The sequence below is a fragment of the Priestia aryabhattai genome, assembly GCF_023715685.1.
In the GTDB taxonomy this organism is placed as follows: Bacteria; Bacillota; Bacilli; order Bacillales; family Bacillaceae_H; genus Priestia; species Priestia aryabhattai_B.
Genome location: NZ_JAMBOQ010000018.1, coordinates 1 through 21,799, shown reverse-complemented (window position 1 = coordinate 21,799; position 21,799 = coordinate 1). Strand labels below are relative to the sequence as shown.

Below are 21,799 nucleotides of genomic sequence, written 5' to 3'. Positions count from 1 at the left end.
GCACCTACGCGCGAGGGAAAAACATTTAGCTGTTAGGGAATAGGAAATGGGAGTTTCGGGAGGCATGTGATCAGATTTATAGTTTTCCTCAAATAAGCAGCGGATCAGCAGCACCTTTTAAAACTTTGCCCTTTGCTACGTTCTAAGGAGTGGGAGAAATACCGCGCTTGTCAATGGTAAGCGGAGCAAGGGCGCTTTTCCCTTGTGAGCATTAAGGAATTGACTAGCTATCTATCCAAAACCCTCTTGCTCTGAACAAACAACTGTTTGTTCCTGGCTACCGCCGAGGGAAGCCCCCGGCCATGATTGGCGGGGGTTTGGGGGATGGTTGATTATTTTTTTCTATAGTTTTCTAGTTATCTCTTGTTTTCCAGTGTAAAGAGTTGTAAAATGAAGTTACGCAAAAGAAGTTGCATAAGGAGGAATAATCATGACAGTATTCACGCCGGAAGAAGTAGCTCAAATGCTTAAGGTTAGCACAATGACTATTTATAGACATATAAAAAAGGGTTCTTTAAGAGCTTCTAAGATAGGTCAACAGTATCGTATTTCAGATGAGCAACTAAAAGAGTATTTTAACGCTCATGAAGTGAAGGCTGTTTCAGTTTAAAAGCTGCCATTAAAAACCTTCAAAAATCCCACAAAATGTAAAAAGGGAAAAGCAAGGGGAAAAAGTGGACAATATTCGGGAACAAAAAGGGAAAAAAGTTTACACCCAGTGAAAAACCGCATAAAATAAGGGTTTTTAGCACTTTTACTCTTGTTATGACGAACAATATTCGCTATCATATGAATAACAAGAATTATTAGAAAGTTAAAGTGAAAGCGTCCAAATAAAAAAAAAGAGCAACAAAAAATACCATTCAGGGAAGCGTCCAAACTTCTTAATCTTGAATGGCATTTACGCAAGAGTCAGTGAAACAGATTAGCGTCCAAGCAAAAAAAGAGCAATAAAAAATACCATTCAAGGAAGCGTCCAAACTTCTTAATCTTGAATGGCATTTATGCAAGAGCCAGTGAAACGGATTAGCGTCCAAACTTAGCCGTTTCTCTAACCCAGGATACCAAGTTAATATTTAATGCTTTACAAAAGATATTATGCAACATTTTTACCAAAAAATAAAGCTTTTTTAGTAATCTCCCTGTGAACTTTTGCTATTTCATAGGCTGATAGCTTTATTTTGTGTTCATAATTTCTACATTTAGCATATTTTCCTTAAAAAAATCCTGGGGAAAAGATTAGTTTACGAAAGCATTCTTTATTCTGTGAGTTAAGTTAGTTACATTTTGTGACTAGAGATGATGCCAGCGAGAATGGAATCAAAATTGGGGGCGTGTTTTACACACAACCAGTTTGTCCATTTTCCTTAAAAGCATTGCCTTAACCGCTGTCTTTAAAGATGCGCGTATAACAATCTTTTTCCCTTTTTTATTGCAGAAAATCAGAAAAAGGAGTTGTTTTATATGGAAAACCCAGTAAAAGCCGCTAGAGAAAAATTAAACATTACTCATAAAGAGTTATCTTTTGTTTTGGGTGTGACAGAGCAAACGATAAGAACGAATGAACGAGGCGAGAACTTAAAAATCACAAAAAAGATACTTCAATTTTTAGAGGATCAGGGCTTTAATCGAGGTCAATTACAAAGAGATTATGAGAATTATAGAAACTGGAAGAAACAACAGGTATTTGAGAGCTTGAAAGCATAAAAAAAGCTGCATAAATAGCAGCAGAAAAAAATAAAGCCGCCTGGACAAGAGGCGGTTAAAAAAACATCCGATTCTAGACAAATCGATACCAATAGAGAAAGGGATGCTTCCGTATTGGCTATTTCCAATTATAAAGCAAAAGAGATTAATAGTAAACTTACATCTGCAAATAACCAACGAAAACAAACGTTGGAGAAAATAGAACAGGTTAAGCAAACGATAAGCATTGAACAAGTATTAGATTATTATTTTGGGATTGATTTATCAGCTGTTAAAGGTAGAACAAGCAAACATATACCTTGCCCTTTTCATGATGAAAAAACCGCTTCTTTTTCCGTTACACCTAGCTTAAATAAGTTCCAGTGTTTCGGATGCGGTAGAAAAGGCGATATTTTGAACTTAATTATAGAGCTTAAGCGTGTTTCTCCTGGGAGAGCTGCTTATATCATAGCAAAGGATTTTGGTTTATCAGATAACAGCGATCCGGCAGTCAAAAGAAAGATTGAAAAAAGAATAATTGATAAAGCTAAAATGCAAAAGTTCAAAGAGCGCGAGAAAATGGCTTTTAACGCTCTTTTAGGCTTCCGAGATATATTAGATAACTTTATTAAAGAAATCAAAACAGAGGGCGATTTAAACAGATTAGGCAGTGTTTATCATTTAAAGACAGACGTTAACAGACTTATGGACTTAAGCCTCGAAACAAAAGAGATAGAAAACGAGGAACGAATTGCAAATTACATCTATATCAGAAATTGGATTGTAAAGTATGCCTATCCGGTTTTAGACAGATTGAGTAAGGGGATGAACTGAAAATGGCAATAGCAAACGAACCCAACATAGAAGCTATGGAAGAGGCATTCAGTGAACAATTTGAACAGGAAGGCTTTATGAATGATTCAGCAGGAGATTACTTTATAAAAGAGGACGGATGTTTGTATTTTAAAGAATACGACAAAAAAACAGGCGAACTGCAAGAGGTAAAGCTAGCAAACTTTCGCCCTATGCCGCTTCGAGAAATTGTTTTAGATGATGGACAAGAAAAACAACGCTTTTTTGAAATTGAAGCCCAAGTGAGAGGCGTTCAACCTTTACCGCTTGTTAAAATACCCGCTAGAGAATTTAGTAGCCTTAAATGGCTTCATGATAGTTGGGGAATGAAAGCAATTATTGAACCTGGAAACTATATGAAAGAAAGAATGCGCCATGCTATACAGATTTTCGGTGAAGATATTCCAGAACAGCAAGTATTTACACACTTAGGATGGAGAAAGGTTAACGGTGAATGGATTTACTTACATTCGGGAGGCTCAATTGGTGGGAATGCAGAGGTAGAGCTTGAAAAACAAGAGTTGCATAGATATAAGTTACCCGCCGAAGCAATCAATGTAAAAGAAACAATGCAAACATCATTGGACATTTTAAAGCTTAGTGATGCTAAAAGAATGTTTCCTTTACTTGCAATGGTTGGGCTTGCTCCATTATGTGAGGCAGCTAAAAAAGGTAAAGGATCAGAACCGGATTTTGTTTTATATGTGGTAGGGCGTAGCGGTTCATTAAAATCCTCTACAGTAGCATTAATGATGAATCATTTTGGAAGCTTTAAAGACACAAATAGCCTTCCTTCATCATTCCAAGATACACCCGCAGGAGTAGAGAAAAAGGGCTTTACTACAAAGGATTCAATTTTAGTTGTAGATGATTATTACCCTGCAAAAGATAAGAATGAGAAGGCTAGAATGGATAAATTAGCGGGTATGCTTCAAGCCTATTACGGAGATAGAAAAGGGCGAACAAGGCAAAACTCTGATATGTCGGATAAAGTGTCTTATCCGCCTCGTGGTTTAGCTGTTGCAACAGGTGAAGATATTCCAGGCGGTTCATTATCTCGTTTAGCTCGTTTTGTACTAGTAGAGTTTGAGGGAGAATCCGTTAACACTGAATTGCTGACTGATTTACAGAGAAGAGCGGAGGATATGGCTAATAATTTTGTAGGCTATATTAATTGGTTAGCTCCAAAAATGGATGCTTTACCGCAGATTATTAATGAAAAGTACAACAAGTATTTAAAAGCAGCGCAAAAAGATAGCCAGCATGGACGCGTAACAAGTTCTGTTGCATGGTTAACGATTGGTTTAAAAATGTTTACTGAATATGCAAAAGAAATAGGGGCTATTGATGAAGATCAGCAAATTGAGCTTTTAGCGGAAGGATGGAAAGCCTTTATTGCTAATGCCTCAACTCAGCAAGACGAAATGAAAGGTAACAACCCTACAAACATGTTTTTAGATGCTGTTAGGGAAATGTTTGGAACAAGTACCATTAGAACTAATGATATTAGCGGTGGAGATGCAGAAGGACATGGAGATTTAATTGGAAAACATGATAAAGATTATTTTTATCTCCATCCAAAAACTATTTATAACAAAGTTTGCGAGTTCTATAGAATACAGGGTACAAGGTTCCCTCTCAATGAACAGCAACTTTATAAACATTTAGATCATGAGGGCCATATCTTCACAAAATTAAACAATAAAGGACAAACACAGAGAACACATCTTAAGAAAATAGAAGGTAAAGCTTCCCGCTATCTGTTCCTTAAAAGAACAAGCGTTGAAGAAACCGAAGAATAATATTAAAGGCTCTTATGGACAATGCAACCATATGAGCCTTTTTTGTAAGGGTAACACCCGAGGTAACAGAGGTAACACCCGAGGTAACACCTTTTTTAAAGGGGTGTTACCTCTATAAACCCTTATATATCAAGGCTTTATATATATATGGTAACACTGGTAACACCCTTTTCTACTATAAGTCTCTATATATATATAAATAATAATTCCCTATACGTAATGAGGGAGAGAGATATATCAGAATTAGGTGTTACCGGTGTTACCTCTAAACGAGACACTTAGGGCCACAAGGGATTGAGCGGTAACACCTCTTAATCAAAAAGCGTTACTTAGATGTTACCAGGAGTGTTACCCGCTACCTGGGGTGTTACTTGTTTAGGTGTTACCCTCCTAACTTTCCCTAACAGCTTGTTTTTATATTAATCTCTAATATTGCTTATTTTAGCTGTTAGGGAATATAAGGGGTAAAGCCTTGCTTAAGTGTTTTAAAACGCGAGAATAAGCAAAATAAGCAGTATAAGAGCTTAATAACATTAGTTGTAATGTAAACCCTACTTTTTATATGCCTTTTTGTAATAACAGAATCGCTGAAAGCATTGATATAAAGCCATTTCTTCAAATACCTAAAAAAAGGAGTGATAACATGAGTGAACGATTCAAACGAAAGACCAGGCTTAACACGCCGCAGGATATACGCCGGATGCTTGCTAGGGTTATAAATATGCTGCTCCTGGAAAACGAGGGGGAAATGAGCATTGATAAAGCTAAAACAATAGCAACCTTATCAAATACTATTTTGAAGTCTATGGAGTTAGGGGATTTGGCCGAGCGCTTAGATCAGATTGAGGAAGTTTTAAACACTCAAAAGGAAGGTGATTGATTATGAGTTTAAAAGCAAGGATGAAAAAGGTTGTTGCTGCAAGTAAGGACTTAAAGAAGGAAACGCCCAGGGAAAAAGCTATGAGGGAGTATGAGGAAAGAAAACGAAAAAGCGAACAAATGGCCGAGAATGCTTATCCTTGTGCTTGTGGCGATTTTGAAGCTTGTTTGAAGTATGCAGAGGTAACGAGTGAAGAAACAAGCGACTGGCTCTATGAATATAGGGATGCACTTATCGAAGTAGCAGCAGAGAGAGTCAATGAAAAGCCGGACTTTAAAGCATTGCATTCGGAAGATGTATTACAGGCAAACATTAAGAAAGTTTACCGCTACTTAGAAGAAAAACAGGTGAATGCTGCTATTGATCCGCCAGGGCTAGAAAATTATGAAGAATTAAAGGGGATGAGCAGAAGTGAGTTTGAAAGCAAGGTTAAAGAAAATTGAGACAGCAAGCCAAAAGTTAAAGAAACCTGTTAAGGGGGTGATAAGTCAAGATTCAGATGAGTATATAAGCCTCATTAGTTCATGTGCATTTGGTTACTGGGAAGCCTGTTTGAAATATGCAAAGGGCGTAGATAAAAGAGAGCATGATGCACTATGGAATTGTGGGAATGAAGCAGTAAAAGAGGTTAGGTTGAAATCATTCCAGGATTTGCAGCCACAAAAAACAATAATTAAAGATATGGAAGCACGTTATGATTTTGAGGTTTTTAATGACAATGTGCAAAAAGCCTATTCTTATTTAGATGCAATAGAAAAAGGTGAGCCTGTTGATCCGCCGGAAATAGAGGACATTTTAGAAATGCCAGGGTTATTGTTTGCTTTTTGGCCAGTGGATGAAGAAAGAAGCAATTATAAAAAACGTTGAAATTTATAGAAGTATGTTTTAAATAAACACTTCTAAGAATAAAGGAGCTGAACAAGGGAATTATGAAATTTGATGATATGCACCTTATGTATGGCGATAAAACATATAGCGCTAAACATGGTAGTAAGAAAAGAGCGCAGCCAGTTAGCCATTTTATAAATGATTCAGTAGTAACGGTTCCTCTTACTGATAAACAGCTAGAATTAGTGTTGATTCAGTATACAATCATGAAGGAATTTATCGAAAAAAATAATTTAGAGTTACGATATACCCGCCTTTTTGATTCAAAGAAAAGACAATCGGGCGCTCTCGTAGATTGGTATAAACGTTGGCATTAAAAGGAGCTGTTAAGGATGAATACTTGTAAAAACATTATTTATGGAAACGGTGCTACTTGTGATTTTTGTAATGCTGCTATTGGAGATAGAGCAAGTAAAGTAGATAAGCTCTATATTACTGAAAAGTATTATGACCAGGGCGAAACATTCAAACTTTGTCAAAAGGATTATGACGAGTATTTGAGATTCTTAGAGGAAGAGAAAGAGGCTTATATAAACTTAGTGAATGTAATAGGCTATGAGGCATTAGGAGAACATCAGAGGGGGATTTATAATTGCCTAGTAAACTGAAAAATGCTAAAAGAACGATTGAAACTCAAAAACAGGAGATTGAGTATCTTAAAAGAATGTTAGCCTCTAAAGACAGGCTTATTGATACTTGCAAGGAAACGATTGAAAATCAAGCAGAATCAATAGAAAACATTAATGATGTGAATGAAATTTTTGATTGTCTCATTGAAGAATTGAGGAAAAATCTTACGTATGATGAATATAAACAGGCTTATGATGATTGTATGAATAATCCTGCCTTTCACGATAAACCTGTTGTAAAGATGTTAAATCATGAGCCTATAACTATACATTAGATCAACTTAGGTTGAACTTATGTTAAGCATATGTGTGCGAACAGAAGAACAGAAGTTTAACTTAGGATTAACCAAAACAAAAAAAGCCTGGTATAAATCCGGGCTTTTCTGTTTCTTGCAGGTTTTTTAGGGTAAAATATTGAATAACTCAGTTATCCTTCTCTATTTCATAAAACAATGGCACTGTAATGAAATAGATTGTTTGTTTTCTTCGCTTCAATGTTTGTCTTAGTTCCCAAAAAGACGAGCAAAGAAGCTTTTTTTATGTTCTCTCTCTTTTTCCTGGGCCGCCGCTGCTTCCAGTAAATGTTGTTGCTGCTGTTTTTGTGATGAGCGTATATATTCCATCATTTCTTTATCGCGGCTCTCTATATGTTTTTTCATCTGTTCGGCTTGTTTGTCGAAATTGGCTTGCAACTGTTTGTTGAAACTGTCTTGCAGCTGCTCCATTTTCTTGCTCATTTGTTCGCGATCCATTCGCCTTTGTTCCTCTAATTCTCTCAAATCATTTTTAGAATCGCTTAAAGCTACCTCGTATCTTTCAATCATCCCTAACAGCTTGTTGTTTATTCCTACTAGCTCATTGTTTCTCTCTCTTTGCTCTTTGAAGTGTTCCGTTATTGTTCCTATAATATCCGGGGGTAGTAAATTTTCGTAAGTTTGCGGAACAGTTAACGAATGGTTATTTTCTTCATTTTCGTTTTGCGTATCATCTGTTCCGCTACCGGAACGCTTCATATTAAGTCCTGATAGTACAGTCTTTGCGCCTATTTCTAAAGAAAGGTTTTTATTTTTTATTACGTATTTGAGTTGCGCTAAAATCATTTGGTCTGTATCAGTAAAGTAACGTTTACCCTTGCTACCTGTTTTGAACTTGTAACCGTTCTTCTCTAAAGCAATAGAATACTTTCTTACATTACTTGAGCTTATTTCTAAACGTTCTGACATTTCCTCTGTATTCATGTAATTTTCCTCAATACTCATAACGGCCTCCAATCTGTATGTATTCGCCTTCTGTTCCTTAAACATCATACAGCGTTATTTTCATTAATTCGAGCATGAGATTTTTTTTCCTTTCTTTTTTACTTGCTTTTTGTTCTTTTTCATTCGTGAAAAAATTACATAAAAGCATATGTATCAATGGATATATTATTATTTTATATTCAGTAATTGAAATTACTGTACATATGAATTATAATAAAAGTATCAAAAAAAACAGATTTTTGGGTATGGGGGAAATTTACATAATGAAAAAAGTTGTCGGCTATGTTCGTGTATCATCTGATTCACAAATTGAAAATACATCCATCGAGGAACAAATAAAAAGAATTGAAGCTTATTGTATCTCCCAGGAGTGGGAATTGGTTGAGATTTTTAAAGATGAAGGTTTTTCTGGAAGCAACATAAATAGACCAGGGTATAAAAAAATGATGCAGTATCTTGCGGATCATAAGGGCGAGCTTGAAAGTGTAGTTGTTTTAAAAATGGATAGAGCGCATAGAAATCAGCTGAACTTATTGCAATTTATTAAGGTTGAGCTTGCGGAATTAAATATGGACTTTGTAAGTATTACTGAATCATTTGATACAAGTACCATGATAGGGCGTATGATGTTAGGGATACTTTCAACTTTTGGAGAGTTTGAGCGTGAAGTCATTAACGAACGAACAAAAGGCGGTAGAATCTCGACAGCTTTAAAAAATAAGTATGCAGGCGGCCAGGTTCCATATGGTTATGAGGTAGGAAATGGAGCTGTTAAGATAAATAAAGAACAGGCAGCCATTGTGAAGCGTGTATTTGATGAATTTATAGAGGGGCGCACTTGCTACCGGATAGCTAAAAAGCTTAATGAGGAAGGTATTACAACGAAAAGCAATAAGAATTGGACACCTACGACAATTAGAAGAATGTTAGATACAGAAAGCTATACAGGCTTTAATTCATATAATGGCAGCAAAGAGCAGAACGCGATTAGACAGAAAGATGTTTTCCCTAAAATCATTTCACGCCAAAAATGGAACAAGGTTCATAGTGGAGAAAATAAAGCAGTTTAATAAAGACCAGGAGAACAGCTCCAGGTCTTTTTTTATACCGCAGTAGCTACATAGTAGATAAAGGGTAGTTACTTCGGTAAATACTTCGGTAAATACTCATTATCTACCGCGTTAATGCTACCGCAGTAATACAAGGTTTATGTGATGATTGGAGCCGTTTAGAAAATTTGTAAGAAAACAGAGCCGTTGCTAACTAAAAATTAAGAAAATCCTCAACTTTTACGTTCTTTTTTAATTTTTTTAAGCCTTTATTAATACACGCTACAGTTGAGTGCTTAGGTCTAAAATTAGGATCATTACACAATCTATAAATTGTTCCCTTGCTCATTCCAGAGGCGTTTATTATTTTTGATTGATTAATATCTTTTTGAGAGTCGATCCAATAACCAAATTTAGTTCTTGTTTGTCCTAATTTGTTAAATAGCATATATCTTCACTCCTTACTCATTAGTAAGGATTCTCTCCTAACCGCCCCTTTTTTATACCGCATTCAAAAAAATGGGGTATTATCCAAGCTACTAAGCATATACTCAATTAAGATATCAAAAACGAGACACCTTTTAGAATAATGTCGATATTTTTGTCATAATCATATAGCATGAATATAGATAAGACCGCCTTATAAACTCATATATAGTGGGCGGTCTTTGTTGCGGTTATTCGTTATTTTGAGAATAAAAAGACGCTAAAAAAGACCTAGAGAACGGCTCCAGGTCTTTTTTTATTCTTTTCTATGCCATTTAAAAGAATACTCTTGTTATAACTACCCTTTTTGATGTTGCTATAAGCGCCTACAAGCGAATTAATTACAGCTTTTCGGGTAACTACTCGTTTAGCGGATTGGTTAATGTTTTTATTAACTAAAAATGTGTAGTTTTTCAATATATTACTGAATTTATCAGATATAATTGGACAAAAGAGGGGGAAGTAATTGTGTTTAAAAAGAGACTTGTTTGGAGTAAAAAAAGTATTTGGTATGCTATTGCGATATTAGTTATTATTCCAATCGTGGTAAATGCTTTAATGTTTATACCTGTTGGGAAGGCAGTTTCAACAAATAGTGTTTGGGTTGGTTTTTTCGGGAGCTATATAGGCTCCATTTTATCGGGATTGTTTACGTTGCTAGGTGTAATGATGACTATTAATGACTTGAAGAACAGAGAATCAGAGGACAAGCTACCTAAACAATTAATGGCTATTGATGATTTACTTATGTTTATTGGTCAGCAAAACAGAATATTTTTACAGGGCGTACGAGAGCAATTAGGTGCAGGTCATGTAAATGCACGCTTAGACTATACTTTAGAGGGGCCGGATAATAGTGAAGGACTATTGAAACTGGCAAGCGATGTGAATTTAAACACTTATAAAACAGTTAGAAGGCTTTATGATTCGTTTTCGAGTTTCAGAAGGCCGAATTTGGGTGGAGCAACTATATTGACTGAATCAGATATTATAGGAATTTACAAAGAATGTATTGATGGTTTAAAAGTTGAAAAGCAAAAAATTGAAAACAAAATTGGAAATTAATAATTTACATAATAAAAAAGAGAAGGGATTTCCCTTCTCTTTAGTTTTTAAGAGAACATATCAAAAGGCTCTTTGTCTTGTTTTTCTTGCGGATCATCATAAGGCGCTTGATCTTCTAAATAGTGGCCTGCCTGTTCTTCCAGGTGTCTTAATGCCTCTTCATCGAAGTATTGGCCGTTATCTTCATAGTGTTCCGCTATCTGTTCGCCTTGCTGCTGTTCTATGTGTTCCGGTTGCGGAACGCTATAGACGGAAGGAGAAGCAATATTTATCGGTTTATCTTCTCTGTTCGGCTCCTGGTTCCAGTCGGCTTCTAGAAGGTTGCTCCAGCGTTTTTGTTTATAGTAAAAGTATTTGTCAATAAAGGCGGGAGCTGAACCCTTTTGAAAAAGAATCAATTTGTTTTTATCTTTTTTCCGCACCTGGTCAGGTGTCATGAGTTCTGTTCCTTGCATTGAATAGTTCATACCGTTAGAAGATCCTCGCTCATTATGATTTTGAGAAACAGAGTTAGTTAAAACCGTAGTTTTTCCAAGCATTTTAGAAACAGGAATAGCGGTAGAATCATCATTAGCCTGTAAAATAATTTGACTATCACATGAATCTGATATTTCAGCGGCCACGCCTTCTCCATAGCGGTTTTTAAATTGCTGAATGCCTTGAAAAATTAATGAGATACGTACGCCGCGCGAACGCATGACGGCCATACGCTTTTCTAGGTCATTGATAGGCGCGATATTTGCTATCTCATCTAAAATCATTCTTACAGGTACTTTTAAATGTTGTTTTGGACTTTTACGAGCTTCTTTTGCAAGCTCCTGGAAAGTTTGGTCAATAAATAAAGCTGTTAGCAAGTCAAAACTTGAATCATCATCTCTAGTTAGAACAAATACAGCTGTTTTCTTGTGAGCTAGCTCTTTTATTTGAAAATCGCTTGCAGCTGTTAAGTTTCTTATATCTTTCATGGCCCATAATTGAAGGCGAACACCAAAACCAACTAATATTCCAGAGCGTGTTTTTTCCTCTGCCATGTTGAATATATCGTAAAACGTTTTTGCTTCTGAATCTTCCGGTAAAGCTTTAAACATGGCATTTAACAACTTAGGATTCTTTCCAATTTCTAAGCCTAGCTTTAAAACGCTGGAAAAATGCTGCTCTTCTTTTGGGCGAGTCTCTTTTAGATATAGAATCAATGCAGCATATAAAGCACGTTCCGCCTTTTCCCAAAAGTCGCTGTTTTTAGATTCGCCGCTATTCTTCATAAGTGTATTAACGACTGAAATAGCTTCAGGGCCATTGGTTACATAGTCGAGCGAATTATATCTATCAGACTTAAGAAAATCGAGCAAATTGATTTTATAAATTGTGTAGCCTAGTTTTCTTAGGTGAGCGGCTGTTGCGTTGAAAATATCTGCCTTTGGATCAGTAATAACAAAAGATTCTCCCAGTGTTTCGGATATATGAAGAATGTTAGGGATAGAATAACCGGCAGTTTTACCGCTTCCGCTACCTCCATACACTAAACACATTTGGTTTATATCTCCCTCAATCTCTTGTATACAGGGTTTTTCACCAACAGCACCAACAATCATTCCCTTATCGCTGTTAAAGAACCTTTTAGCAATGTTTTTTGCGCTTTCCCAGTGAGCGGTTCCATATACGCCAATATGTGAAGCATCTTCTTTACTGAATCTTTTGGACTTAAAGAAAATAGCTTTGTAAAAGTAAAATAGATATACAAGCCATAAAACACCTTGAAATATTAAATTGGTGTATAGATCGTGGCCGCTTTGTAAAACCGTATTTGAAGCGTTGCCGAAAACTATTCCCTTAACAGCTAAAAAAGGTTCATCTTTTAAGGATTCAAGCGATATAAGAAGCTTATCAATATCACTGTTTACCTGTATAGCGCTAAATAAGAATGCTGCTAGTCCTCCCAGGATAATATTGAATGCTAAACCTATAGAAATAAGTAACACTAACTTTATAATGAGTCGGTTGTTTTTTAGTTTCATCTTTCCATCCCTCTCCCTTTGCTCTTGTTCCGCTCCTGCTCTGCTTCACGTTCCGCCTCATAATAGGCTTTACGTTGTACTCTCTCAATTTGTCTTTGTCCATCTTTTATCATCTGTTCCAAAAAGTTAAGAGTTACTTTTGATGTTTGGAGGCCGAGTGGATCAGAGCGGGAACGGTCTGAATAATCCCTGTCTTGTTCATAACGGCGTGGTTGCTGCCGCTCTGCTTCAAGTTCTTTTGTATATTCGCGAAATTGTGCGCGGGTTAAATTGCGCTCTGCCTGCCTAACTTTCTCTTGTTCGGCTATTTGTTTTAGCTGCTTAACATGAATTGGATAAATACCAACTTGTTTTCCGTCTAAATCGCGCCCTCTAAAAGCAACATGAATATGCGGCTGCCCTTTATCATCATGAAAGGCAGCTATCCAATCCAAGCGGCGGCCTATCTTAGTTTCAAAAGAAGCCATTGTATCCCTGGCAAGCTCCCGCATATCAATTTTCAGGCGCTTTTGTTCATCTTCACTTAAGGAAATAACCATTTTATGAAGAACAACACCGTTTTTCGGTTGGTCCTCAATCCGCTTCCAAAAGTCGCGCCTGTCTAAAACGTTTTCTTTGCTGTTAAATAAATCAGGGTTGTTTCGGTGTTTTTCCCTGTTAGCTTCAATGTATCGAATGTGCTCTTTTGCTGAATGTATAGGCTTATTTGTACCGTTATGTTTTAGATAACGGAGCATTTTGACGTTAGCAACCATTTGTAATTTCTAAATAAAAATCTAATCTATATTTCTTTTCTTCGCTTTCTAAATCACGAAAAACACATGCAGTAATTCCGCCATCAACCTTAGTAACATCTAAAAACAAAGTGTCTTCATCGTTTATATCTGAACGAAAAGTCCATTTGTGAGGGTCTTCGTAGCAAAAACTAGGTTCCTTATAGCCTCTTGCTTCTAGTTGTAACAACATATGCTTAATCATTTCTATCTCATTGAGTTTCATAATTGTTTACCTCCTTCATTTAGGAACGGGATTCATTTGCATGTATTCATCAAATAAAGCCTTATTGGATTTAATACGGCTATAGTTGTCTATTAGATGTTTAGTAAGACCATTCGCCCAGGCTTTCAAACTTTCTTGCTGCTCGCTTTTTTGTTGCAGCTGCTCCTTCAAGTGTTCGTTTTCTTCTTCCAGGGTAGGAATCTTATCTTTAAAATGTGTAACAACTTGCGCTGCCTTTTGTAGTTTTTGGTTTACATCGGTAAGAGTTTGCTTTAAATGTTCATTTTCTTCCATAGCTCCCGCTAGTTGATCCGCGCCCTCTTTATCAAAACGTGTTTTCATGCGGTAAGCTGTTTCTTTTCGTCTACGCTCATAATCTCCCTTATGAAAGCCGGACTTCATGTATATATCTTCAAGTAACAAAGAAGATAAACAAGCCTCATAAGCTTCTTTTGCGTATAAGTTACCAATCCGCTCAACAAGATTTTTTCCAATATCATTGAACCTTTTATCTAACCGCTCAATTATTTTGTCCTCTGTTACAGACAAAACGGCGCTTGCTTCCAGTGGTCTAATTCGGTGAGCTTCATATAGTTGTAAAGCATTTTCGACAACGTAACCTTTCTTAGATACATTGCCGTATTCTTCCTTTGCTATCTTCTTAAGCAGCTTCACAGCATCGTTATCTAACCTTAAAGAAACAGATTCTTTTGCCATGCTATCCCTCCTTACTATACAACTTAAGTTGCATAAGATAACTCAATAATACAACGTATGCGGAAAGTATGCAAGGGGGATATAGGGGGCGCTAGACACCCTATTTTAATCGTAACGAATGAAATTCGTATACGATTTTAACTCTGCCTCCCCCGACTGAAAGGAGCGGGGCAAAAGGTTTTTGCCCTTTCATTCGGGGAGAACGCTTCGCGCCGCTTCTGCTCCAAAAGTAGAAGGAGAGGCGAAAATTTTGTGCTCTCTTTTTGTTTTGGGAAGCAGCTATTTAGCTGTTAAAGAAAAATAGATCAGGGAGCCAGGAAGGGAAAAATGACATTTTGGTGAGATAACTTTGCAAATTTTGTTATGCAACTTACATTGACTAGCGGGGCATAATGTTGGTATGGTTGTGTTATTAAAACATGCAACTTAAATTTTTATCGGGGGTGCTTCCATGTCAGAAGAAAAGGAGCAGAAAATAATTTCAGCTAAAGACTACGCAGAAATGAAAGGCAAAGATAAATCGTGGGGTTCTAGGCTTGCAAATTTTGCGAAAGAGAAAAACTATCCTTATCCATCGAAAATAGGTAACTACTGGGTAGCTACATACGAACAGTGGGAAGAACTTTTACAAAAGTCAGGATTACAACTTAGAAACCGCGATAAAGCTACAAAGGAAGCGGATCAGTAAGCATTTTTTTGGAAGGCTTTTCAAATAAAAAACAAAAAACTTCTTTTTTTTGATTGACAATGCACCCTAAGTTGCATAAGATAGTGGTAAGCAGAACAACAGCTGCTAAAAAAAACTAAATATTCAGGGGGTTTTGTTAAATGGAATTTTTCCAGGCGCTTGCTAAACTAATTGGTGATTTTGGCAAATGGTTAGGAATACTAGCTTCACCTATTCTTATATTCGTCCTTGTGAAGAACGGCCTTAAGATTATGCAGGCAGAAGATCCGCATGATATGAAAGCTGCTATTGAGGGAATTAAAAGAACTGGAGTTGGAGTTGGGATTGCGTTAATGGCAAGTGTTCTTGCTGGCTTAATCGTAAAATACTTCGCTTAATATTTTTTTACTCTCTTATGCACACAAAGTTGCATAGGTAAGGAGGGGAAGAGTTGCCAAACATATTTAACCCGGTGGAATCAGCACAGGAAGTTATAAGGAGCCTTCTAGAGAAGTTTGCGAGCGACTTTATCACAGCAGGAATGAAAATGATGTCTAAATACATTGCTGCTCCTGCTGATTTTGATAAAATCCCGCACTTTAAGGAATTGCTTTTTGGTTCACAATCAGCAGCAACTTCATTAGTCATTATCTTGCTTTACCTTCGCATTTCTAACTCAATGAAGGACTTAGTGACAGATGAAGATTCACCAAACTACGCGTCTATTGTGGCAGATGCAGCCATAGCAGCGGCTATGATTTGGTCATTTCCGGCGTTTATGACAAAGTTTATGCTTCCGATTGTAAATGAAATAGTTAAATGGATAGGCGGCTTTAAAGTGGATGTGAACACAGCAGGCAAAATATTGGATAGTATTTCGCCAACAGGCGGACTGGAAACAGCCGCCTTTCACATTCTGTTTATGGCTGCTTTATACGGAATAGGAACGCTAGTCCTTGCAATAGCGGGGATATTCAGATTTGCTCACTTAGTAATTGCAATGATATGCGGCCCGGTTTTTTTAGCTACATACGCCAATAAATCCGGCACATTCAAATCATTTTTAACAAGCTTATCAGCAGTTATTTTCACACAGATCATTCATATGTTGTGCTTTGCCTTAGTGGTATGGACAGCGGCAAAAGGAAGCTTTGAAGGCTTATTAATATCATTCTGCTTCATGATTTTAGGAGCAACAGGGCCAGTAATTCTCAAACAATGGATGTTTGGTAGCGGTATTTCAGGAATGGCCGCAGGAGGCTTACGAATGATTGTAAATAGAGCTATGTTCAAAGGTATAGGAAAGTAGGTGAAAGCATGGAAGAATCTAAAAAACTAAAATACGAGGTTCCACGAAACGTAAAAGGGGGAGGGGTGTACTGGAATTTGAACTGGAAAGGATGGGTAGCTTTAATATCCATCTTTTTTTTATCCGGTATTACACTCTATTTCATTCTAGGATACACAATTCTAATGTTTGTAGGCATGGCTTTTTCAATCATAGCCGCTCATTCTGTATTGCAGATTGACCATAAATCAGGCTACTACAATTTTCAATTAATGTTTCAGTATTTAGTAAAAAAGACAAATTCAAAAACACTTACACCACAATGGGGAGGAAAAGAATATGAAAATCAAAAAATCAAAAAGCCAGTTATCACTACCTTTAAAACAAAAAAATGAGAAACCTAGCCTTTTCAAGCGGTTAAAAGGTCAAAAGTTCATTAACGTTCCAGTAGAAGGATTCGAGAATGAAGTATTTAGAACGACAGATGAGAGATATAAAGCAGTTTTAAAAGTTTTTGATCCTGTCAATTTAGATTTGTTGGATACAAACGGAGTGAAAAAGGTTGTGAGCCGTATAAGAGCGGCTCTTAACAACCATACAACAGGGCAACGCTGCCAAATCCTTATTTCTTCTGATTCAATCGACATTAACGGCTATTTACAAGAACTAGACGAAAAAGCGATAAGCAGATCAGAGGAAGAGCAGAAGGCCATCAGAGGCACACAAGAATATTTACAAGATTACAGCTTGAAAGCTCGTAATACGCACAGTTTTTATATTGTCCTGGAATCAAAAGAAAGCGATTATGAAGAGGCTATAAAAGAGCTTCACAACTTAAAAAAGAATGTAGTGGAAAGCTTAAGAGGCGGAAAGATGAACGCAAGAGGGATGCTTGAAGAGGAAATAAAAAACCTTATTTATAACAAACTTTCTCCTACAAGCAGGCTTACACAACCTTATGAACGAGGAATGGATTTAACAGCATGGCAGCCGCCGGACATAGTGAGCGGAAAATATCTAGAATTGGATAATATACGCTATGCCTTTTATACAATCTCTTATTTTCCAAAAGAAGTTGAAGCGGGTTGGATAGATGGAATTATGAACGCTGATGTTGATATGGATATATCTATCTCTTTAGAAGCTAGAGACAAAGGAACCGAAACAGATAAGATTGATAGGCAAATAAACGAGCTTAACATGCGGCTAATGGGTAAAATACCTTCTTCATTAAAAAACAAGTATACAAGCGAGGTAGAGAGCTTAGAACGCTTGTTAACACGTATGCAAGATGATAGTGAGAGCTTATTTAATACCACAATGCTTTTAGCTGTTAGGGAAGAAACAGACGAAAAACTAAACGCTGCTTGCAAGCGCTTAGAATCCGCTATTAAAACAAATCGCTTAAAAGCTAAACGAATTTATAACAATCCTCATTGTTTTTGGTATTCGCTGCCTGTCGGTTATAAACATGCAGAAATTGAACAGCGTTACAGCTGGCCTATGTATGCGGAATTAGTAGCGGCTATGGTTCCTTTCAATTCAAGCGAACTAAACGAAAATACAGGGCTATTTATTGGTATTAACGTAAAATCAGAGGCTCCAGTCATTTATAACGCCTGGGATACATCGAAATACAACAATTTAAACGAGGTTGTTCTAGGGGAGCCAGGAAGCGGAAAAAGTACCTACGTAAAAACAAAGATATTCAGAGAGCACAACTTCGGACAGGTAGAACGGCAATTCATTATTGATCCCGAAAGAGAATATCACTTCCTGCCTGGTGCAAACCATGTAGTTTTCAAGCCTGGCTCTCACTTTGTAACAAATCCTTTTCATATCCGCTCAGTAGTTGTAGATAGTGACGATCCGGCCCAGGAATCAACAAGCATTAGAGATTATCTACCTCAGAAAATTAGCGGAATGATTACATTTTTTAAATGGATTGTTCCAGAAATGAGTTCTTTAGAACAATCGACATTACTTGAATGTATTGTGGAATCTTATGGAACAGTCGGTTTAACACTTCATGAGGATGTTGAAACGCTACCTACTATCTTTCCTACCTTAAGCACATTAGATGACATTATGAGCAGAGCGGAAGGAATGGAGAGAGTTAGAGCGACCTTAAGACCATTCGTGAGCGGTGTATATAAAGGGATTTTTAACGGTCAAACAAATTGGCATTTAACAGCTCCTATAAATGTTTTAGATATTAATGAATTAGATGAATCAATCAGAAAACCGCTCATGGATCTTCTTTTAAAAGACTTGTGGGAGGAAGCAAAGAAAGACCGGAACGAAAAAGTAGGCTTATATGCAGATGAATTGTGGATTTTAGCGGATGAGCGCAACCCTCAATCCCTATACTTCATGTTCTCAATGGCAAAACGTATCAGAAAATACGGCGGGTTTTTATGTGTTGCTACTCAAAACGCTGCCGACTTCTTATCAGTTGGTAGATATGGAACAGCATTAATAAATAACGCTCAAATCAAAACGTATATGAGGCTTTCTAAGAACGATATTAAGGAGCTAGAAGAAAACTTTGATACATTCTCTGAAAGTGAACATGAGATTTTATCCGGTAACAAGCCGCGCGGTTATTGCTTGCACATTGTAAAAACGAAACACGTTGAAATGAGAACTGTAATTACACCAACAGAGGAAGAGAGCATAAAACTTAAGCCTTCCTACCAAGAAAACCAATTACAGGAGGTTGCTATATGAAAAAGCTAAAGGATAAACAAGAACTCACTAAGTTTCAAAAGAGACTTATAGCGATTAGTGCAATTGTATTGGGCGGTTTAATAGCTGCATTCATTACAATTCCAATGATTATAGACATTTACAGGGAAGAGGCGGCGCAAGCCTCTATCCCTATTCAAACAAATAAAGAAATAGCGCCTCATAAAGACAATGAGGAAGATAAAACGCCGGAAGTTCTCCAGGAAACAAAGAGGCTAGCGGAAAAGTTTGTAACAGCTTATGCAACATTGAATCCTAACAAACCGGAAGCTTATTTAAAAGCCATTAAGCCGCTAACAGATGAAAGGGTTTATTACTACTTATCAGCGGATGATAGCCACAAACCAACAGCAACAGAGCACGAAAGGAAAGTCTTGCAGCTTCAAACTTTGCCTATTGATGATAACGTGCCAGGGCGTAAAAAGTGGCAAGTAGTTGCTTATGTAGAGATAAAGGATGAACTAGGAAATAGAAAAAAAGAGCAAATGTGGTATGAGGTGAGCGTTTCTAATAGTCCTGGAAGTTGGAAAATAACAGGTGTAGAGGTGAAATAGATGCAGCTTGAAACTCAAAAGAAAATAGGGGCCGGGATTTTATTGCGGCTCCTTTTTATTGGCGGTATACCCTTATTGTTAACTATCTTACTCATTTGTGTAGCTACATTTGCCGCTATTATGGCCGTTTTTATACATGAACAGGAACAGGAACAACAGAATTATATTCAACAAGGAGTCATTACACCTATTGGAGAGAGGGAGATACCTGCTGAGTACATAAAAATCTATCAAGCAGCGGCTCAAAAATATAACGTCAAATGGGAATTGCTTTGCGCGATTCATCGTGTCGAAACTCATTTTGGAGCGGATTTAAATGTATCTTCGGTGGGCGCACTTGGACATACACAGTTCATGCCGAAAACTTGGGTAGGTTGGTCATATCCTGGGGGAACTCGTTTAGGGAATGCTTCTATACCTAAAAACGTTTTAGAAGACCCATTGGCTATAAAACGGTGGGGCGGATTTGGTGTAGACGCGGATGGAGACGGGCGGGCCGATCCGTGGAATGTTACGGATGCTATCTATTCTACAGCAAATTATCTATCAGCCAGTGGAGCATCAGATGGAACCGTAGCAGGGATGAGAAAAGCAGTGTTCGCGTACAACCAGGCAGGATGGTATGTAGATCGGGTTTTCAAATATATGAATCTATATGCTTCAAATGGAGCTACACAGGTTTCTATTGGCCTTCCTTCAATGCCATATGGAACAGGTAGCGGTAAAGGCTCAGATGCTATTAATAAAGCAATAGCGGTAGGTTCTACCCTAGTTGGAAAAAGCCCTTATAATTTTGGAGGCGGTAGAACAGCGGCGGATATTGCTAGAAAATCATTTGATTGTAGTTCGTTTGTTAGATGGGCATTTGAACAGGGTGGCGTGAATTTAGGGCGTGTTGATAGTACAACAACAGATACCCTTGTGAAACTAGGAAAGCCTGTAAACCCAAGCCAAATGCGAGCCGGAGACCTTGTGTTTTTCGATACGTATAAGAAAAACGGTCATGTAGGAATAGTGATGCAAGACGGCAGAATCTTGCACGATGGCAGCAGCAAAGGCGTTTGGATTAACGATATGAACCATTTTAGAAAAGTATTTTCCGGCGTTGTTCGTAGGGTTGTAGAGTAAGAATTTCACAATCTGATAACGGGAGCTTATAAGCCTCATAGAGAGACTTTTTAACCTTCCATATATAAATAGATTCAAATTATTATAAAACGCCGGAGAAACGAAAATAAACGCTTTTCCGGCGATTATATAAAACATCAAACAAAAGGGAGAGGTTTTAAATGTTAGAAAAGGAAATGAGAAAAAGATTTGATAGAGATTTTGCAAAGTATGGTATGAATTGTACTCAAAAAGCGTGTCTAGAGGTGATTATGAGTTACAAAGAAGAAGGGATAGACATTCACCATACAGAGTTACAAGAAAAAATAAAGTATGGAGGCGTGTTTTTCGATGGTTTTTTAAGTACGATGAAAAGTGAGGGTTTTTTATCCTGGGAAGTTAAGATAGTACCAGGAGAAAACAATTTTCAAATGGTTTGGGATTTAGGACCTCTTTATGAAACTTTAAAAAATGAACCACCAGAACACGAAGAAGACTTTGAGATTTAATAGTTACACAAGGCAGCGGCTTTTATAGTCGCTGTTTTTTATGCCTACATTTAAGAAAAAGAAGGGGCTTTTTTTACTTTTTAAACGCACCTACGCGCGCGAGAAAGGCTATCCCTGTTACTTTGAATTTTTAACAGGGCGCAATTATACATAACTTTGTTTTGTCATTGCGAAAAGATAAATCTTTTGATTTGCTGAAGCAAAATTGTTTTAACAAAAAAATCTGTAAGAGCATAAGGGGTTTTTGCTATCACATAGGGTGCTAGCCCAGGCAGTGCCTGGGTTAAACGTGGGTACACGAAAATGCTCTAAATGTCGACTCACTGTCGACTCAAAAGGCATAAAAGTAGACTCACTGTCGACTCACTGTCCACCTAAAAAACAGTAATGTTGATCTAATGTAGACCTAAAAAAATAGTTTTCCGACACGATAAAAAGCAAAAAAAGGAATGTATTTTTAGAATTTTTAGAAGCACCTACGCGCGAGGGAAAAACATTTAGCTGTTAGGGAATAGGAAATGGGAGTTTCGGGAGGCATGTGATCAGATTTATAGTTTTCCTCAAATAAGCAGCGGATCAGCAGCACCTTTTAAAACTTT

Annotated in this window: 26 protein-coding genes; 20 read left to right on the top strand and 6 right to left on the bottom strand. The window is 37.2% G+C overall.

Annotated elements, in window-relative coordinates:
* Nucleotides 1-430 precede the first annotated feature (430 nt).
* The 10 genes from M3225_RS28145 to M3225_RS28100 all read left to right on the top strand — a co-directional run bounded on the left by M3225_RS28145 (nucleotide 431) and on the right by M3225_RS28100 (nucleotide 7,012).
* Nucleotides 431-610, top strand: a complete 180-nt coding sequence (locus M3225_RS28145) for a helix-turn-helix domain-containing protein (protein ID WP_200509091.1) — start codon at nucleotides 431-433, stop codon at nucleotides 608-610.
* Between the two features lie 854 nt (nucleotides 611-1,464).
* The gene (locus tag M3225_RS28140) at nucleotides 1,465-1,707 is read left to right on the top strand and encodes a helix-turn-helix domain-containing protein (RefSeq protein WP_251400560.1); all 243 of its coding nucleotides are present in this window, start codon (nucleotides 1,465-1,467) and stop codon (nucleotides 1,705-1,707) included.
* A 114-nt stretch (nucleotides 1,708-1,821) separates the two neighbouring features.
* The gene (locus M3225_RS28135) at nucleotides 1,822-2,520 is read left to right on the top strand and encodes a CHC2 zinc finger domain-containing protein (protein ID WP_251400558.1); all 699 of its coding nucleotides are present in this window, start codon (nucleotides 1,822-1,824) and stop codon (nucleotides 2,518-2,520) included.
* 2 nt (nucleotides 2,521-2,522) lie between these two features.
* Nucleotides 2,523-4,340 (top strand): hypothetical protein, encoded by a 1,818-nt coding sequence (locus M3225_RS28130; protein WP_251400550.1) that lies wholly within the window; start codon nucleotides 2,523-2,525, stop codon nucleotides 4,338-4,340.
* Nucleotides 4,341-4,983: 643 nt separating this feature from the next.
* Entirely contained in the window at nucleotides 4,984-5,220 is a 237-nt protein-coding gene (locus M3225_RS28125) for a hypothetical protein (protein WP_251400548.1), read from the top strand.
* A gap of 2 nt (nucleotides 5,221-5,222) precedes the next feature.
* Nucleotides 5,223-5,663, top strand: a complete 441-nt coding sequence (locus M3225_RS28120; RefSeq protein WP_251400547.1) for a hypothetical protein — start codon at nucleotides 5,223-5,225, stop codon at nucleotides 5,661-5,663.
* Entirely contained in the window at nucleotides 5,632-6,087 is a 456-nt protein-coding gene (locus tag M3225_RS28115; RefSeq protein WP_251400545.1) for a hypothetical protein, read from the top strand. The genes M3225_RS28120 and M3225_RS28115 overlap by 32 nt, the downstream gene beginning before the upstream one ends.
* Nucleotides 6,088-6,149: 62 nt before the next feature.
* A complete protein-coding gene (locus M3225_RS28110) occupies nucleotides 6,150-6,425 on the top strand; it encodes a hypothetical protein (protein WP_251400543.1) in 276 nt (91 codons plus the stop codon).
* 15 nt (nucleotides 6,426-6,440) lie between these two features.
* Entirely contained in the window at nucleotides 6,441-6,716 is a 276-nt protein-coding gene (locus M3225_RS28105; protein WP_251400542.1) for a hypothetical protein, read from the top strand.
* Complete coding sequence (locus M3225_RS28100) at nucleotides 6,701-7,012, top strand: hypothetical protein (protein WP_251400540.1); 312 nt, start codon at nucleotides 6,701-6,703, stop codon at nucleotides 7,010-7,012. The genes M3225_RS28105 and M3225_RS28100 overlap by 16 nt, the downstream gene beginning before the upstream one ends.
* Before the next feature lie 228 nt (nucleotides 7,013-7,240).
* Here the strand turns inward: M3225_RS28100 and M3225_RS28095 are convergent, their stop codons facing one another.
* Nucleotides 7,241-7,996: a hypothetical protein gene (locus M3225_RS28095; RefSeq protein WP_251400539.1), complete on the bottom strand. Its 756-nt coding sequence runs from the start codon at nucleotides 7,994-7,996 to the stop codon at nucleotides 7,241-7,243.
* A gap of 263 nt (nucleotides 7,997-8,259) precedes the next feature.
* On the opposite strand from M3225_RS28095, the gene M3225_RS28090 reads away from it, so the two are divergent.
* On the top strand, nucleotides 8,260-9,066 hold the full coding sequence (locus tag M3225_RS28090; RefSeq protein ID WP_251400538.1) for a recombinase family protein: 807 nt from the start codon (nucleotides 8,260-8,262) through the stop codon (nucleotides 9,064-9,066).
* Between the two features lie 193 nt (nucleotides 9,067-9,259).
* Here M3225_RS28090 and M3225_RS28085 read toward each other — a convergent pair whose 3' ends face one another.
* Nucleotides 9,260-9,493, bottom strand: coding sequence for a transcriptional regulator (locus tag M3225_RS28085; protein ID WP_251400537.1), 234 nt, complete (start codon nucleotides 9,491-9,493; stop codon nucleotides 9,260-9,262).
* A gap of 506 nt (nucleotides 9,494-9,999) precedes the next feature.
* On the opposite strand from M3225_RS28085, the gene M3225_RS28080 reads away from it, so the two are divergent.
* Nucleotides 10,000-10,596, top strand: coding sequence for a hypothetical protein (locus M3225_RS28080; protein WP_251400536.1), 597 nt, complete (start codon nucleotides 10,000-10,002; stop codon nucleotides 10,594-10,596).
* Nucleotides 10,597-10,643: 47 nt separating this feature from the next.
* Here M3225_RS28080 and M3225_RS28075 read toward each other — a convergent pair whose 3' ends face one another.
* Genes M3225_RS28075 through M3225_RS28060 form a run of 4 tightly spaced genes read right to left on the bottom strand, consistent with a single transcriptional unit; the run spans nucleotide 10,644 to nucleotide 14,327 of the window.
* Nucleotides 10,644-12,611, bottom strand: a complete 1,968-nt coding sequence (locus M3225_RS28075; protein WP_251400535.1) for a VirD4-like conjugal transfer protein, CD1115 family — start codon at nucleotides 12,609-12,611, stop codon at nucleotides 10,644-10,646.
* Nucleotides 12,608-13,348 (bottom strand): relaxase/mobilization nuclease domain-containing protein, encoded by a 741-nt coding sequence (locus tag M3225_RS28070; RefSeq protein WP_251400532.1) that lies wholly within the window; start codon nucleotides 13,346-13,348, stop codon nucleotides 12,608-12,610. Before M3225_RS28070 ends, M3225_RS28075 begins: the two co-directional genes overlap by 4 nt.
* A gap of 7 nt (nucleotides 13,349-13,355) precedes the next feature.
* Entirely contained in the window at nucleotides 13,356-13,610 is a 255-nt protein-coding gene (locus tag M3225_RS28065) for a hypothetical protein (protein ID WP_251400526.1), read from the bottom strand.
* A gap of 15 nt (nucleotides 13,611-13,625) precedes the next feature.
* Complete coding sequence (locus M3225_RS28060; RefSeq protein WP_251400524.1) at nucleotides 13,626-14,327, bottom strand: hypothetical protein; 702 nt, start codon at nucleotides 14,325-14,327, stop codon at nucleotides 13,626-13,628.
* Nucleotides 14,328-14,778: 451 nt separating this feature from the next.
* On the opposite strand from M3225_RS28060, the gene M3225_RS28055 reads away from it, so the two are divergent.
* The 8 genes from M3225_RS28055 to M3225_RS28015 all read left to right on the top strand — a co-directional run bounded on the left by M3225_RS28055 (nucleotide 14,779) and on the right by M3225_RS28015 (nucleotide 21,200).
* Nucleotides 14,779-15,015: a hypothetical protein gene (locus M3225_RS28055; protein ID WP_251400522.1), complete on the top strand. Its 237-nt coding sequence runs from the start codon at nucleotides 14,779-14,781 to the stop codon at nucleotides 15,013-15,015.
* A 140-nt stretch (nucleotides 15,016-15,155) separates the two neighbouring features.
* Nucleotides 15,156-15,392, top strand: coding sequence for a pilin (locus tag M3225_RS28050; protein WP_251400520.1), 237 nt, complete (start codon nucleotides 15,156-15,158; stop codon nucleotides 15,390-15,392).
* Nucleotides 15,393-15,445: 53 nt separating this feature from the next.
* On the top strand, nucleotides 15,446-16,303 hold the full coding sequence (locus M3225_RS28045) for a hypothetical protein (RefSeq protein ID WP_251400518.1): 858 nt from the start codon (nucleotides 15,446-15,448) through the stop codon (nucleotides 16,301-16,303).
* A gap of 8 nt (nucleotides 16,304-16,311) precedes the next feature.
* Entirely contained in the window at nucleotides 16,312-16,677 is a 366-nt protein-coding gene (locus tag M3225_RS28040; protein WP_251400516.1) for a hypothetical protein, read from the top strand.
* Complete coding sequence (locus M3225_RS28035; RefSeq protein ID WP_251400514.1) at nucleotides 16,622-19,012, top strand: VirB4 family type IV secretion system protein; 2,391 nt, start codon at nucleotides 16,622-16,624, stop codon at nucleotides 19,010-19,012. Before M3225_RS28040 ends, M3225_RS28035 begins: the two co-directional genes overlap by 56 nt.
* Nucleotides 19,009-19,584 (top strand): hypothetical protein, encoded by a 576-nt coding sequence (locus M3225_RS28030; RefSeq protein ID WP_251400512.1) that lies wholly within the window; start codon nucleotides 19,009-19,011, stop codon nucleotides 19,582-19,584. The genes M3225_RS28035 and M3225_RS28030 overlap by 4 nt, the downstream gene beginning before the upstream one ends.
* Nucleotides 19,585-20,712 (top strand): C40 family peptidase, encoded by a 1,128-nt coding sequence (locus M3225_RS29730; RefSeq protein ID WP_285886130.1) that lies wholly within the window; start codon nucleotides 19,585-19,587, stop codon nucleotides 20,710-20,712.
* A 161-nt stretch (nucleotides 20,713-20,873) separates the two neighbouring features.
* Nucleotides 20,874-21,200, top strand: a complete 327-nt coding sequence (locus M3225_RS28015; RefSeq protein ID WP_251400510.1) for a hypothetical protein — start codon at nucleotides 20,874-20,876, stop codon at nucleotides 21,198-21,200.
* Nucleotides 21,201-21,799: the final 599 nt, after the last annotated feature.

What these genes read in the sequence shown, in the direction of transcription:
- M3225_RS28040 (WP_251400516.1), top strand. Translation starts at nt 16,312, where the DNA reads ATGGAAGAATCTAAAAAACTAAAATACGAGGTTCCACGAAACGTAAAA.
- M3225_RS28055 (WP_251400522.1), top strand. Translation starts at nt 14,779, where the DNA reads ATGTCAGAAGAAAAGGAGCAGAAAATAATTTCAGCTAAAGACTACGCA.
- M3225_RS28105 (WP_251400542.1), top strand. Translation starts at nt 6,441, where the DNA reads ATGAATACTTGTAAAAACATTATTTATGGAAACGGTGCTACTTGTGAT.
- M3225_RS28035 (WP_251400514.1), top strand. Translation starts at nt 16,622, where the DNA reads ATGAAAATCAAAAAATCAAAAAGCCAGTTATCACTACCTTTAAAACAA.
- M3225_RS28060 (WP_251400524.1), bottom strand. Translation starts at nt 14,327, where the DNA reads ATGGCAAAAGAATCTGTTTCTTTAAGGTTAGATAACGATGCTGTGAAG.
- M3225_RS28090 (WP_251400538.1), top strand. Translation starts at nt 8,260, where the DNA reads ATGAAAAAAGTTGTCGGCTATGTTCGTGTATCATCTGATTCACAAATT.
- M3225_RS28030 (WP_251400512.1), top strand. Translation starts at nt 19,009, where the DNA reads ATGAAAAAGCTAAAGGATAAACAAGAACTCACTAAGTTTCAAAAGAGA.
- M3225_RS28050 (WP_251400520.1), top strand. Translation starts at nt 15,156, where the DNA reads ATGGAATTTTTCCAGGCGCTTGCTAAACTAATTGGTGATTTTGGCAAA.
- M3225_RS28130 (WP_251400550.1), top strand. Translation starts at nt 2,523, where the DNA reads ATGGCAATAGCAAACGAACCCAACATAGAAGCTATGGAAGAGGCATTC.
- M3225_RS28095 (WP_251400539.1), bottom strand. Translation starts at nt 7,996, where the DNA reads ATGAGTATTGAGGAAAATTACATGAATACAGAGGAAATGTCAGAACGT.
- M3225_RS28070 (WP_251400532.1), bottom strand. Translation starts at nt 13,348, where the DNA reads ATGCTCCGTTATCTAAAACATAACGGTACAAATAAGCCTATACATTCA.
- M3225_RS28075 (WP_251400535.1), bottom strand. Translation starts at nt 12,611, where the DNA reads ATGAAACTAAAAAACAACCGACTCATTATAAAGTTAGTGTTACTTATT.
- M3225_RS28085 (WP_251400537.1), bottom strand. Translation starts at nt 9,493, where the DNA reads ATGCTATTTAACAAATTAGGACAAACAAGAACTAAATTTGGTTATTGG.
- M3225_RS28110 (WP_251400543.1), top strand. Translation starts at nt 6,150, where the DNA reads ATGAAATTTGATGATATGCACCTTATGTATGGCGATAAAACATATAGC.
- M3225_RS28140 (WP_251400560.1), top strand. Translation starts at nt 1,465, where the DNA reads ATGGAAAACCCAGTAAAAGCCGCTAGAGAAAAATTAAACATTACTCAT.
- M3225_RS28015 (WP_251400510.1), top strand. Translation starts at nt 20,874, where the DNA reads ATGTTAGAAAAGGAAATGAGAAAAAGATTTGATAGAGATTTTGCAAAG.
- M3225_RS29730 (WP_285886130.1), top strand. Translation starts at nt 19,585, where the DNA reads ATGCAGCTTGAAACTCAAAAGAAAATAGGGGCCGGGATTTTATTGCGG.
- M3225_RS28065 (WP_251400526.1), bottom strand. Translation starts at nt 13,610, where the DNA reads ATGAAACTCAATGAGATAGAAATGATTAAGCATATGTTGTTACAACTA.
- M3225_RS28120 (WP_251400547.1), top strand. Translation starts at nt 5,223, where the DNA reads ATGAGTTTAAAAGCAAGGATGAAAAAGGTTGTTGCTGCAAGTAAGGAC.
- M3225_RS28145 (WP_200509091.1), top strand. Translation starts at nt 431, where the DNA reads ATGACAGTATTCACGCCGGAAGAAGTAGCTCAAATGCTTAAGGTTAGC.
- M3225_RS28125 (WP_251400548.1), top strand. Translation starts at nt 4,984, where the DNA reads ATGAGTGAACGATTCAAACGAAAGACCAGGCTTAACACGCCGCAGGAT.